Below are 12,815 nucleotides of genomic sequence, written 5' to 3' on the forward strand. Positions count from 1 at the left end.
ATTTCGGTGCTCAGCCGAGCTGGGTCATACCCGCCGCGACAACCTGGGCGACATTGCAGATTTCATCCGCCGTCGGCAGCGGCAGTCCGTCGAGCGCATGCAGCCGATCGCTGCTGGCAATAGCGAACATCGCCGAAACCCAGGCTGCGGCACACGCGCGCAACGTGCCGGGCTGGACCGGGCCGGGCGCGCTGGCCTGCAGCACCCGGGCGGTGACGTCGAGTAGTTGATCGCGCAGGCGGCGCAATTGCCGGCGCACGTCGGGATGGGTATCGGCCTCGCGCCACATGATCACGCGCAGCACCGACGAATGGTGATCGCGCAGATTGAGCGCGGCATCGAGATTGATCAGACTGGCCGCCGGATCGCCTGGTGCGACCACGGTGCCGATATCGGCGATCGGCTGGGCGGGTACCCGCTCGGCCATCAGTGCGGACAGGATCGAATCCTTGGTGGGGAAGTAATAGAAGACCAGACCCTTGGGGACACCGGCGCCCTCGGCAATGGCCGCTGTCGCGGTCGCGTCGAATCCCTGTGCCGCGAAAAGTCGTTCCGCCGCATCGAGAATGAGCTGACGGGCGTCGCCGTCGACTTTCGCGCTACGACGACGCCCGCCTCGCCGGGCTTTCGGCATCTGCATCAGTGATGCGGCGCCATGTCGTGCAACCGGCCCGACACCGTCGGCAGCGCCGCCACCGCGACCACTACCGTCACTACGCCCACTACCCATGCGGTCCAGGATGCGCCGCGGTAGTCGGTGTAGTCCATCGCCCACGGGGAGATGAACAGCAACGCGCCGAACAGGCCCATCGCGTAGTCGGCGGCCGTCAGGCTCGCTCGGTACATCTGCGCCAGGCCGGTGAGGGCGATTAGTACGCCGAGCACGATCAGCGTCCACATGGCGTTGTCGTTGTGGGTCACCCACAGGGGTGACAGCGCGGTAAAGACGCCCAGCACAACGGCCAGGAAGTCCTGCGCGCGACTTTCGGTGAACATGGGGTGCCTCCTCAGGCTCTGAATTGTTCTCCCTACTCAGATCTAACTCTGATTGACCGCCCGATCAATATAGGTATGGACACGATTGCGCACCGATAGGTCGGGTAGTGCGGAGTGACCGCCCTCACGGCGATTCGCGCCCAAGCAAAGGTTAGGGTTAGCTGCGTCACCCTCGGTGACGGATGCCAACTCGACCCGGCGCCTGCCAGGCACTACGAAGGGAAGGTCGCGTGAGCGAGCGAACCATGAACAGAGCCGGGTGGCCCGGTCATGGCGGAGCCGAGCGCAGCGAGGTGGCGGTATGAACGGGCCGATTGTGATCATCGGAGCTGGTCTTGCCGGTTTGCGCACGGCGGAGGAATTGCGCCGGGCCGGGTACGAGGGTGAGTTGCTCCTCGTCGGCGAGGAGTCGCGGCTGCCCTACGATCGCCCGCCGCTGTCCAAGCAGTTCGTACGCGGCGAAACCGACGACACCACCCTGCGCCCCGCCGAATTCTTCGACGAGAAGCAGATCGACCTGCGGCTGAATACCGAGGCGGTCGGCGTCGACACCGCCGCGCACCAGGTGCGCCTGGCCGACGGCGGCACGCTCGACTACGACCAGCTGATCATCGCGACCGGTCTGCGGCCGCGTCGCCTGCCCGGGCTGCCGGATCTGAAGGGCGTGCATGTCCTGCGCGGCTATGCCGACGCCGCCGCACTGCGCGACGAATTGTCCGGTGCGGGTACCGCCCTGGTGGTCGGGGCCGGATTCATCGGTTGTGAACTCGCGGCGAGCTTCCGGGCCGGCGGCGTCGAGGTCGTACTGGTGGAACCACAGCCGACGCCGCTGGCCTCGGTGCTCGGCGCGGAGATCGGTGCGCTGGTCGCGCGCATGCATCGTGACGAGGGCGTGGATCTGCGCTGCGAAACCGGCCTGGACACCTTCCTCTCTGTTGACGATCGAGTGCGCGGCGCCCGGCTCTCCGACGGCAGCGAGGTGGCCGCCGATCTGGTGGTCATCGGTGTCGGTTCCCGGCCGGTGACCGAATGGCTCGCCGATTCCGGTATCGCACTCGCCGAACCATCGGCCGGTGGCGGCGTACTCGCGGACGAGGTGGGACGTACCTCGGTCGAGCGTGTGTGGGCGGTCGGCGATGTGTCGGCCTGGCTGCACGAGACCGGGCAGCGCAAGCGCGTCGAGCACTGGACCAATGCCGGTGAGCAGGCGCGGCTGCTGGCGTGTGCGCTGCTGGGCGCGGAACTGCCGACCGCGGCACGGGTGCCGTACTTCTGGAGCGATCAGTACGACGTGAAGATCCAGGCGCTCGGCACCCCGAGCGCTGATGACGAGATCCACATCGTCTCCGACGACGGCCGCAAATTCCTCGCCTACTACTCGCAGCACGGCAATCTGACCGGTGTGGTCGGCGCCGGAAAGACCGCTCAGGTGATGAAGGTCCGCGCGAAGATCGCCGCCGGTGCGCCGGTCGCGGACCTGCTAGAGGCCGCCCAGCCGTAGCGATTGTGCCGTTGTAATACGGTGGTCGGGTGATCGTCGCGCTCATCGATTCCGGGCTGGGGTTGCTGCCCACGGCCGCCTGGCTGCGCAAGCTGCGGCCCGATGTCGACCTGCTACTCCAGTTGGACCCCGATGGCGCGCCGTGGGGGCCCAAGCCGGAACAGTGGGTGACCGACCGGGTGGTCGACGCCGCGCGGAGCTCGGTGCGGCTCGGTGCGGAAGTGCTCGTGCTGCCGTGCAATACGGCCAGCGTCACCGCCCTGGACGAGGTGCGCGCCGAGGTCGGACCGGGTATTCCGGTGGTCGGCACGGTCCCCGCGATCAAACCCGCCGCGGCGGTATGCAAATCGGTCGCGGTGTGGGCGACCGCGGCGACCACGGCCAGCCGCTATCAGGCTGATCTGATCGCCCGCTTCGGCGGCGATGCGAAGGTCGTCGGCATCGCCTGCCATGGTCTGGCGGATTCGATCGATCGCGGTGATCTGGTCGCTGCTCGTGATTCGATTGCGCGCGCGGCCGAACAGACGCCCGACGATGTGGAAGGTGTGGTGCTCGGCTGCACGCACTATCCGCTGGTCATCGATGCCATTGTGGCCGCACTGCCGGACGGCGTGCGACTGTTCGACAGCGCGCAAGCCGTTGCGGCGCAGACGATTCGGCGGATGGAGGCACTCGACCGCCCGACCACCGGCAACGGTGAGGTGCGGGTGCGCAACAGCGGTCGGCCGGGTGAATTGCCCACCAGCGCGGCGGCTTTCGAGTCTGGTCGGATTCTGGGTGCCCAGGGGTAGCGCGGCACTGCCGACCGCCGCCGATGTGCATGCGGCGCTGGCCGAGGTCGCCGACCCGGCCGATGCCAGCCATCTGCAGCGGTTCTTCAAGACCGGGCCCGCTGAGTACGGCGAGGGCGATGTCTTCCTCGGTGTGCGTGTGCCCGTGACGCGATCGATCGCGAAACGCTTTGCGGCACTTCCGCTCGACGAGATCGACACACTGCTGAACAGTGCCGTGCACGAGGACCGCCTGGCCGCGCTGATCATCCTCAATGCCAGATTCGCCGAGGCGGCCAAACCACGCACGCTCGATATCGATGCGCAGGCGGCGATGGTCGAGTTCTACCTCGCCGCGGTGCGCCGAGGCCGGGTGAACAACTGGGATCTGGTCGACGTGTCCGCCGAAAACATCATCGGCCCTTGGCTACTCGATCGACCCCGCGACCTGCTCTTCGAACTCGCAGGCGCGGACTCGCTCTGGGAGCGCCGGGTAGCGCTGCTGACCACCTTCGCGTTCATCAAGGCAGGCGATGCCTCGACCACCTTCGAACTCGGTGAACGGTTACTCGACGACCGTCGCGACCTGATCCAGAAGGCGCTCGGCTGGATGTTGCGCGAGGTCGGCAAGCGCGTCGACGAGCAACTGCTCACCGGCTTCCTCGACAAGCACGCGGCGCAAATGGGCCGCACCGCACTGAGTTACGCGACCGAACGCCTCGATCCCGCCTTACGCGTCCACTATCGCGAACTGTAAACCCCCACCGGGGCTCAGAATTGGATGCGCAGGTGATCGGTGACCGGATGCGCCTGGCAGCCGAGGATATAGCCGTTCTCGATATCCTCCGGATCGAGGATTTCGGCATTGTCCATTTCGACCTTGCCCTCGAGTACCGTGCACGCACAGGAACCGCATTCGCCCTCCTGGCAGGAGTACGGCACATCCAGACCCTTCGACAGCATGATGTCGACCAGAGTCTGCTTGCGCGGCCACTTCAGCTCGTGCACCTCGCCGTCGAGTTCGACCTCGACGGTGGCCGCATCGGCCGCCTCCTCGTCGGTCACCTCGACCGGCGCCTGATCCGCGAACGGGTCTCCGGCAAGGGAATTGAACACTTCGGCGTGGGTGCGTGAGCGCGGCACTTCGAGCTGGGCGAGTGCGTCGTGCACCCGGTCCATGAACGGCTTGGGCCCGCACATGAACGCGTGGTAGCTCGTGTACGGCTCGACCAGGGCGGCCAAACCGTCGGCGGTCGGCAGTCCCTGCAGGTGCTCGAGCCAGTGGATCACGGTGAGCCGCTGCGTATGCTTCTCGGCCAATTCGCGCAGCTCGCCCGCGAAGATCACCGACTCGTGATCGCGATTGGCGTAGATCAATACGATTCGGCCGCCGCCGCGCGCCAGCGCCGACTTCAGGATGGACATCACCGGCGTGATGCCGCTGCCCGCGCCGAACAGCAGCAGATCGTCATCGAGATCCTTCGGCGTGAAAACGCCGGAGGGCGGCAGCGCTTCGATCGCGTCGCCCGCTTTGACGTTGTCGCACACCCAGTTCGACCCGTAGCCGCCCACGGTGCGCTTGACGGTCACCTTGGGCTTGTCGTCGGTGTACGGCGAGCTGGCCAGCGAATAGCACCGAGCCACCGAGCCGGTCAGATCGCTCGGGATGCGCAGGGTGAGGAACTGGCCCGGTTGATAGCTGAAACGCTCACGCTGGTCGTCGGGGACGTCGAAGACCAGCGAACAGGTGTCCGGCGTCTCGGTGATGACCGCGGCTACCCGCAGCACGACCGAACGCGAACCGTGTGGAACCTCGACGGTGGTCATGACTGAGCTCTCGTCCTCTCGAACCGAACCAAAACTAGAACGTGTTTCAGTTTCATCGTACGTCGGGATCGGGCTGACGGACAAGCTGGGCCTCGAGACCGGCGATCAGTACCTCCATGCCGAAGTCGTAGGCGTACTTTCCGCGCAGGTCGGGCATGTATTTGGTGGCTCGTGCCACCGACTCGGGCAATGCGACATCCGCCAGCGGCTGTGGCTCCCTCGGGTTCACCCGGCGGCGGCCGAACAAGTATGTGTGGATCGTCGCGTACCCGGCGAGCACATTGCGATCGTTGAAACCGGCCTCGAGCAGGATCTCCATGATCGCGGCGATCAGGTCGAGCTGTTTGCCCAGCATCTGTTCGATCAGTACATCGCCGAGTCCGGGATGCTTGCGCAGTTTCTCATCGATCTGATCGATCAGATCGCGCAGCCGCTGCTGCCACGGTCCGGAATCGGCCGGTGGTTTGCGAACTCCGGTCAGCGCCGCGGTGGCGACGAGATCGAGCAGCTCGCGTTTATCCGCGACGTAGTAGTACGGCGCCATCGGGGAAACGCCGAGCTCACGGGAGAGCCGTCGCATCGACAGCTTCTCCACACCGTCCTCACGTACCACCCGCAACGCGGCCTCGACGATCTCGGACTCCGACAGTGTCCTACTTGCGGTGCTCCCAGGCCCTACGTGGTTACGCAAGCTTCCGCCTCCGGGCCTTGAGCTCGCACCGCGGGGTATTGCCGCCGCCCCCGCTCGTCTGCATTCGTCCGACTCCCATGCCACCTCTACCACTGCGGGTCGAATCGCCCGTCACGTCCTGTTCAGCTGCTTGCCACCCGCAGTCTAGAGCGCGCGGCTGTGAGTGGGTCGGCGTGCGTCCGCGCGGGCGTTGAGCGGGAGCCGCGCATCCCCTGTTCCATTTTGTCAGCTCGTGACGTTATTGTGTGATGACGGCTACAGCAGTGGCCGCGGAACCCGGTCACATCTCGGAGGTAGGCATGCCGGAGTACGGATCCATCGGACACACCGATACCGACAACACCGGACGGATCGGGGCGGCCGAGTCCCGTTCGATCGAGGAAGCGCCGCTGGTCGAGGAGACCCTCATCGAAGAGGTCTCCATCGACGGTATGTGCGGCGTCTACTGACGGGCGCCGCGACCATGCTCGATCTCGATACCCGATGGGAGCTGCATCCGCGGGTGGCGCTGCGGCCGGAGTCCTTCGGCGCGCTGCTCTACCACTTCGGCACCCGCAAGCTCTCGTTTCTGAAGAGTCCCCGGATACTCGAGATCGTGCGGTCGCTGCCCGCGCACGTCTCGGCACGCGCGGCCCTGCATGCGGCGGGCGTCACGGATGACCAAGCCGGACAGTATGTCCGGGCATTGGATCAGCTGGCCGACTCCGACATTATCAGGCAGGCCGCGCCGGGCAGTGCGCCGATCCCCGCGGTCGCGCCACTGTCGCTCGCCGGGCAGCCGTCTGCCGTCACCGGTGGGCGACTGATCGATAAGTTCGAAAACGGTTTGGCCGCACCGATCTGCCTGACGTGGGAGTTGACTTACGCCTGCAACCTGTCCTGCGTGCATTGCCTGTCGTCCTCGGGCCGCCGCGATCCGCGCGAGCTGAGCACCGAGCAGTGCAAGGCGCTTATCGACGAGTTCGAGCGCATGCAGATCTTCTATGTGAATATAGGCGGCGGGGAACCGACTGTGCGCCCGGACTTTTGGGAGATCGTCGACTACGCGACCGCGCACCATGTCGGAGTGAAGTTCTCCACCAATGGAGTTCGGATCACCCCCGAGGTCGCCGCGCGCTTGGCCGCCAGTGACTATGTGGACGTACAGATTTCGTTGGACGGCGCGGACGCCGAGGTCAACGATGCCGTGCGCGGACCGGGTTCCTATGCCATGGCGATCAGGGCGCTGGAGAATCTGGCGGCCGCGGGATTCGCGGACGCGAAACTCTCCGTGGTCGCGACCCGGCACAATATCGCCCAGCTCGACGAGTTCAAGGCGATCGCCGACAAGTACGGCGCCACACTGCGTTTGACTCGCCTGCGGCCCTCGGGACGCGGCGCCGATGTTTGGGACGAACTGCATCCGCTGCCGGAACAGCAACGAGTGCTTTACGACTGGCTGGTGCGCAACGGCGAGGGCGTGCTCACCGGCGACTCGTTCTTCCATCTCTCCGCCTTCGGTTCGGCGCTGCCCGGATTGAATATGTGCGGCGCGGGCCGGGTGGTCTGCCTGGTGGATCCGCTCGGCGATGTCTATGCCTGTCCCTTCGCCATCCACGACAAGTTCCTCGCCGGAAATGTGGTGGCGGACGGCGGTTTCCGCACCGTCTGGCAGGAATCGGACCTCTTCGCGGAACTGCGCGAGCCGAGCGGCGGCGGTGCGTGCTCCGGCTGCGCGCACTACGACTCCTGCCGCGGTGGCTGCATGGCGGCGAAGTTCTTCACCGGCCTGCCCGCCGACGGACCGGATCCGGAATGCGTCCAGGGCTACGGCGAGGCGGCGCTGGCCGATGCCGGGCGGATGATTCCGCGTTCGTCGGTGGACCACTCCCGGCGCATTGCGCCGAGCCGACCCGGCTCGCGTAAGTCGGGACCGATTCCGCTGACACTGTCGGTATCTCGGCCGGCACCCGATCGCCTTTCGCCGGAGCGGCGCCCCGCGCGGGCCTGCGATGAAAGTCCGCTGAACTGATGTCGGCCCGGTAGCTAGTTATGCGCTATCCCGTTGATCGACGATGGCTATCGCGTGGCAAATCGATGATTGCCCTCGCGTTGCCAGCTGTCTTCGGCGAGTCGCTTGCGACCCGCCGAAGACACGATTCGGCGGGAGTTCTTGCGCCACACGGGCGGATTCGTGCGGAATTCCGTCCTTTTTTCCGGACTGATGGTGCCAATGCGCGAATCACCGCCTAACATGCCAGGAATGCGCCACGATCGCCTACCCGACGGATTCGGGGTGCGGATCGATCCACGGGTACGCGCATACTCCGGGGGACGCATCCTGATCGGGGGTTCACCCGCCCGGTTGCTGCGACTTGCCCCGGAGGCCGCCGAGATGATCGGCGACGGGTACCTCGAGGTCACCGGCCCGAAGTCCGCCGTTGTTGCCAGACGGCTGCTCGACTCCGGCGTCGGTAATCCGCGCCCCCGTTTGCTGCCGTCCCTCGACGATGTGACCGTGATCGTGCCACTGCACAACAATGCCGACGGCCTCGCCCGATTGCTCGCGGCATTGCGCGGACACAATGTGATCGTCGTCGACGACGGTTCGGATCAGCCTGTCGAGATCCCGCGCAACCGCGGCACCCGCTGCCGGGTGACCGTGCTGCGCCACGACCGCAGACAGGGGCCGGCCGCCGCGCGCAATGCCGGGTTGCGGGCCGCGACAACCGACTTCGTCGCCTTCCTGGACTCCGATGTGGTCCCGCGCAGCGGCTGGCTCGAGGTGATGCTCGGACACTTCAGCGATCCGGAGGTCGCGCTGGTCGCGCCGCGGATCGTCGCGCTGGATCCGGAGTCGAACGCGCTCGCGCGCTATGAGCACACCCGATCCTCGCTCGATCTCGGACGGCGCGAATCGGCCGTGCAGTCGCGCGGACTGGTCTCGTATGTGCCGAGCGCGGCCATGCTGGTGCGCCGCCGGGCGCTGCTCGCGCAGGACGGATTCGACGAGACGATGCAGGTGGCCGAGGACGTCGATCTGTGCTGGCGGCTGGAGCAGGCGGGCTGGCGGCTGCGCTATGAGCCTGCGGCGCACGTCGCGCACGATCATCGAATCTCGTTCCGCGCCTGGTTCGGTCGCAAGCTGTTCTACGGCACTGGCGCCGCGCCGCTGGGCGAGCGGCATGCGGGCATGGTCACGCCGCTGTCGGTGCCGTTCTGGACGGTGGTCGCGACCATGCTGTTCGCCACGCTGACGAAGTGGGGCCTGCTCGGCGGACTTATCACCTTGGTGACCGCGCTGGCTCGACTACGCCGAGTCTTCACCGGACTGGACAACCCGACCCGGATCGCGGCGATCTATCTGGCGCGCGGCTATTTCGCGGGTATCTGGCGACTGGCCTCGGCAATGTGCCGGCACTATTGGCCGGTCACCATGTTGGCGATGATTCTTTCCCGGCGAGTCCGGCGCATCGCGGTCACCATGGCGGTGGCGGACGGTCTGGCCGACTGGTTCACCCATCGCGACGCGGGCGGGCTCGATCCGTTCCGCTACGTGGCCTACAAGCGGATGGACGATATCGCCTACGGAACGGGCTTGTGGCTCGGCGCATTCCGCGCGCGCAGCCTGGAATCGCTCAAGCCGAGTACGCCCCGGAGCTGAATCGAACGTGTAATGGCTGTACCACCCGATGAGCTGATGTAGATGATCGACACACTGATCATCGGTGGTGGCTCGGCCGGGTGTGTACTTGCGGCCCGGCTGAGCGCGGACCCGGAGCATCGGGTGCGGCTGCTGGAGGCGGGGCCGGTGTCGGCCGATCCGGCGGTACTGCTCGATGCGACTCGAATGCCGATCGGGCACGAATCACCGTGGGTGTGGCGATATCCCGTCACGTTGGCAGGTGCGGTCACCGGGAATATCGTGCGCGGCAAGGTGATCGGCGGATCGGGTGCGGTCAACGGCGGCTACTTCGTGCGGGCGACGGCCGCGGATTTCGCCGCGTGGAGTAAGGAACTCGACGGCTGGTCCTTCGACGCGGTGCTGCCCGCCTATCGCCGACTCGAGCGCGACCACGACTTCGGCGACCAGCCCGGACACGGTGCGACAGGCCCGATACCGGTGCGTCGCACCGCTGTTCCCGCGCCCTTGAGCTGGGAATTCGCCTCGGCATGTACGGCACTCGGCCTGCCACTCATACCTGACCTGAACGCACTGCCCGGCACGGATCCGGCCAATGGTTTCGGGCCGGTGCCGTGGAATATCGAGGACGGTAGGCGCGTCGACACCGGATCGGCATATCTCGCACCCGCGCTGGCGCGACCAAATCTCACGGTGACCGGCGCCGTAGTGGTGACCCGCATCCGTTTCCACGGCACGCGCGCCATCGGGGTGGACTATGTGCACGAGGGCAAGCCGGGTGCACTAGACGCGGATCGCATCGTGTTGTGCGCGGGTGCGATCGAATCCGCGGCGCTGCTGCTGCGCTCGGGTATCGGCGATCCGGAACAACTTCGGGCGCTCGATATTCCGGTGGTGCATCCCGCGCCCGTCGGCGCCGTGTTCAGCGATCACCCCGAGATCGGCATCGACTACCGCTCGGATCCGTCGCACTCGACTGCCGCGGGCATCCCACTGGAATATGTGCTGGAACTCGACGATGTCGAAATCCGTCCGTACGCCGTAACGTTTACCCCGTATACCCAACGTTTGGGTGTGGCGCTCATGCGCCCGCATTCCGAAGGCGTGCTCCGGCTCCGCTCCGCCGATCCGACCGTGCCGCCGCACATCGATTACCGCTACTTATCGGAGTCGGCGGATCGGATTCGATTACGGGATGCGGTAACCGCGGCGCGCGAGATATTGCACGCGATACCGATGGTGCGCCCGCCGGAATCGATACCGGATGACGCGTGGCTGCACGCGAATCTGGCTACTTCGCAACATCTGTCGGGCACCTGCCGAATGGGCGGTGCGGACGATGAGCGCGCGGTGGTCGATGAGCAGTGCCGCGTGCACGGCACGACCGGTTTATCCGTGGTGGATCTCTCGGTTGTCCCGGTGCCGCTGGGTCGCGGTCCGCAGGCGACGACGGTACTGATTGCCGAACGCGTCGCCGAATACCTCACCTAGGGCGTCTGGAAGATGGGTAGGTCACATTTGCGCGAGGTCTGAATGTGGTGTGACCTGGCGGACAAACGAAGGCAACGGCCCTTGTCCGAGTTATGTGCGCCGGTACAGTTTGGGGCGGAAAGAAAGGCAAATGGTCAGCAATCTTGCAGGTGGGCGGCCCCCACGGCACGGCGTCGAACCCGGCACTCAGCTCGGCGCACTGGAAGCCTATGCCGCACAAGCACACGGATATCTTAGCGCGGGTGGCGAGCAGCTGTCGCAGCTTGCCGGTCTGCTGCGTCCCGTCGTGCTCGAATCCTGGTTGCGCAGTGTGCGCGGCGGCGTCGACCCGATGGATCCGCTCGACGGGCGCGGTCTGCGCGGTGCGGATCTACAGCGCTACCGCGACGCGCATCCGATTGCCGCATTGATGCCGCTGATCGACAAATTGCTCGTACAGGACACGGCCAGAACGGGTTTGATCGTCGCGGTCGCCGATCAGTTCGGCCGGGTGCTGTGGGTGCACGGCAATCCCGATCAGATCGATGCCGCCGCCGAAATCGGTCTGCGCGCGGGCGATGATCTCAGCGAACGCCGCATCGGCACGAATGCCGTCGGCCTGGTGGTGCGCACCGGACGGGCCGCGTGGATCCATGGGCCCGAACACTTTCTGCACCGCATGCATCAGATCACCGGTGCCGCGGCGCCGGTGCACGATCCCGACGGCAGGCTGGTCGGGGTGCTGATGATCGCCGGAGGCGTGCGGGTGGCGAAGCCGGAGATTCTGGCCTTGGTGAAGGCGACCTCGACCGCGGCCGAAATGGATCTGCTGCTGACCGCGATGCGTGCTGGTCAGCGCGGGGCGGTGAGTTCGACCGGTGACATCGCGGCGGCGCGCATGGGTCTGGATGTGCTCGGGCTCGGACAGCCGCTGCTGACCGTCGCGGGTGATCGAGTTCCGTTGTCGCAGCGGCACGCCGAGATTCTGCTGCTGCTCGCCGAACATCCGGAGGGGCTGGGCGCGGATCATCTCGCACTGCTGCTCGACGACACGGATCTGGATAACGGCACCATCCGCGCCGCCATGTCGCGATTGCGCGCGGTGGTCGGCCCGAACGTATTCGGTTCGCGCCCATATCGGTTGCGGGTGCATATCGCAACCGATATCGAGGCGCTGCGGGCCGCGCTCGATTCCGGTGATGTCGATACCGCATTACGCCTGTACGCGGGTCCGGTGCTGCCGCGCTCGACCGCGCCGGGAATTATCGATATCCGCGATGAACTTCGGGTTCGGCTGCGCGCCGCGGTGCTCGGTTCCGGTGATGCCGCGGTGCTGCGTCGGTGGACCGCATGTGCGGAAGGGCGCGACGATGCCGCGGCCTGGGTCGTGTACCGGGCGACCGTAGATCGCGATTCACCGCTGTATGCGCAGATCGAGGCCAAAATTCGGGTACTCGATCGGCGGCTCGGCGCCGATGCAACGCGGATGCAACGTTCTCGCTCATAGTCTGCATATCCGAAAGTGCTGTGGCTCACATCCGCGATCGAATTGTGGTCGCGAACACAGCTTTGCCCAGCTGTGTCGGCCCAGCTGAGCACGCTGGACGGCCGACCAACTTTTTTTAGTGCAAAAAGTTCCTTTTTATTAACGAAGCGCCTAGTGTTCGCAATGCGGATCACATCCGTGTGATGTAGCTGACACCGCCGCGGCGCCCGCACCGCGGCAGCGACGTTGGAGGAGTGCTCGAGAGCTAGGCGCACGCGGGGCGCAATCTGTTTCGATCCCGCGCGGGTGTCGTCATGCCCCGCGCATTCGCCGAATCTCCTTGTGGTGGCGTCGAAGCCATGTGTCAACGCTGAACAGCGTTGCCGCAGCGGCTTATTCGTGCTGCCCGAATGCGTTCGGCGTGCTTTTTTACGCCGAACAAGGAGGCTCTG

At 66.0% G+C, this 12,815-nt stretch carries 12 protein-coding genes; 8 read left to right on the plus strand and 4 right to left on the minus strand.

The annotated features are described in order from the left end of the window. Positions 1 to 10: 10 nt before the first annotated feature. Both ACFYOW_RS35615 and ACFYOW_RS35620 read right to left on the minus strand, forming a co-directional pair. Entirely contained in the window at positions 11 to 640 is a 630-nt protein-coding gene (locus ACFYOW_RS35615) for a TetR/AcrR family transcriptional regulator (RefSeq protein ID WP_387294428.1), read from the minus strand. After that, on the minus strand, positions 640 to 996 hold the full coding sequence (locus ACFYOW_RS35620; RefSeq protein ID WP_063037083.1) for an SPW repeat protein: 357 nt from the start codon (positions 994 to 996) through the stop codon (positions 640 to 642). The genes ACFYOW_RS35615 and ACFYOW_RS35620 overlap by 1 nt, the downstream gene beginning before the upstream one ends. A gap of 301 nt (positions 997 to 1,297) precedes the next feature. Here ACFYOW_RS35620 and ACFYOW_RS35625 point away from each other — a divergent pair, with 301 nt between their 5' ends. The 3 genes from ACFYOW_RS35625 to ACFYOW_RS35635 are packed head-to-tail and all read left to right on the plus strand — an operon-like array spanning position 1,298 to position 4,024. Then, positions 1,298 to 2,497, plus strand: coding sequence for an NAD(P)/FAD-dependent oxidoreductase (locus tag ACFYOW_RS35625; protein ID WP_387294429.1), 1,200 nt, complete (start codon positions 1,298 to 1,300; stop codon positions 2,495 to 2,497). Between the two features lie 29 nt (positions 2,498 to 2,526). Then, entirely contained in the window at positions 2,527 to 3,288 is a 762-nt protein-coding gene (locus ACFYOW_RS35630) for a glutamate racemase (protein ID WP_387294430.1), read from the plus strand. Next, entirely contained in the window at positions 3,275 to 4,024 is a 750-nt protein-coding gene (locus ACFYOW_RS35635) for a DNA alkylation repair protein (RefSeq protein WP_387294431.1), read from the plus strand. The genes ACFYOW_RS35630 and ACFYOW_RS35635 overlap by 14 nt, the downstream gene beginning before the upstream one ends. A gap of 14 nt (positions 4,025 to 4,038) precedes the next feature. Here the strand turns inward: ACFYOW_RS35635 and ACFYOW_RS35640 are convergent, their stop codons facing one another. Further along, entirely contained in the window at positions 4,039 to 5,094 is a 1,056-nt protein-coding gene (locus tag ACFYOW_RS35640; protein WP_387294432.1) for a 2Fe-2S iron-sulfur cluster-binding protein, read from the minus strand. A 52-nt stretch (positions 5,095 to 5,146) separates the two neighbouring features. Beyond that, positions 5,147 to 5,785, minus strand: a complete 639-nt coding sequence (gene mftR2, locus ACFYOW_RS35645) for a mycofactocin system transcriptional regulator MftR2 (RefSeq protein ID WP_387294433.1) — start codon at positions 5,783 to 5,785, stop codon at positions 5,147 to 5,149. Positions 5,786 to 6,159: 374 nt separating this feature from the next. Here mftR2 and mftA point away from each other — a divergent pair, with 374 nt between their 5' ends. The 5 genes from mftA to ACFYOW_RS35670 all read left to right on the plus strand — a co-directional run bounded on the left by mftA (position 6,160) and on the right by ACFYOW_RS35670 (position 12,384). Further along, positions 6,160 to 6,234 (plus strand): mycofactocin precursor MftA, encoded by a 75-nt coding sequence (gene mftA / locus ACFYOW_RS35650; RefSeq protein ID WP_245720762.1) that lies wholly within the window; start codon positions 6,160 to 6,162, stop codon positions 6,232 to 6,234. Positions 6,235 to 6,248: 14 nt separating this feature from the next. Continuing rightward, positions 6,249 to 7,796: a mycofactocin radical SAM maturase gene (gene mftC / locus ACFYOW_RS35655; RefSeq protein ID WP_387294478.1), complete on the plus strand. Its 1,548-nt coding sequence runs from the start codon at positions 6,249 to 6,251 to the stop codon at positions 7,794 to 7,796. 231 nt (positions 7,797 to 8,027) lie between these two features. After that, complete coding sequence (mftF, locus tag ACFYOW_RS35660; protein WP_040695816.1) at positions 8,028 to 9,428, plus strand: mycofactocin biosynthesis glycosyltransferase MftF; 1,401 nt, start codon at positions 8,028 to 8,030, stop codon at positions 9,426 to 9,428. Positions 9,429 to 9,470: 42 nt separating this feature from the next. After that, positions 9,471 to 10,898, plus strand: a complete 1,428-nt coding sequence (gene mftG, locus ACFYOW_RS35665) for a mycofactocin system GMC family oxidoreductase MftG (protein WP_387294434.1) — start codon at positions 9,471 to 9,473, stop codon at positions 10,896 to 10,898. A gap of 130 nt (positions 10,899 to 11,028) precedes the next feature. Beyond that, positions 11,029 to 12,384, plus strand: a complete 1,356-nt coding sequence (locus ACFYOW_RS35670; RefSeq protein WP_387294435.1) for a GAF domain-containing protein — start codon at positions 11,029 to 11,031, stop codon at positions 12,382 to 12,384. The last annotated feature ends 431 nt before the right edge of the window (positions 12,385 to 12,815 follow it).

This window comes from Nocardia sp. NPDC006982 (assembly GCF_042869435.1).
Taxonomy (GTDB): domain Bacteria; phylum Actinomycetota; class Actinomycetes; order Mycobacteriales; family Mycobacteriaceae; genus Nocardia.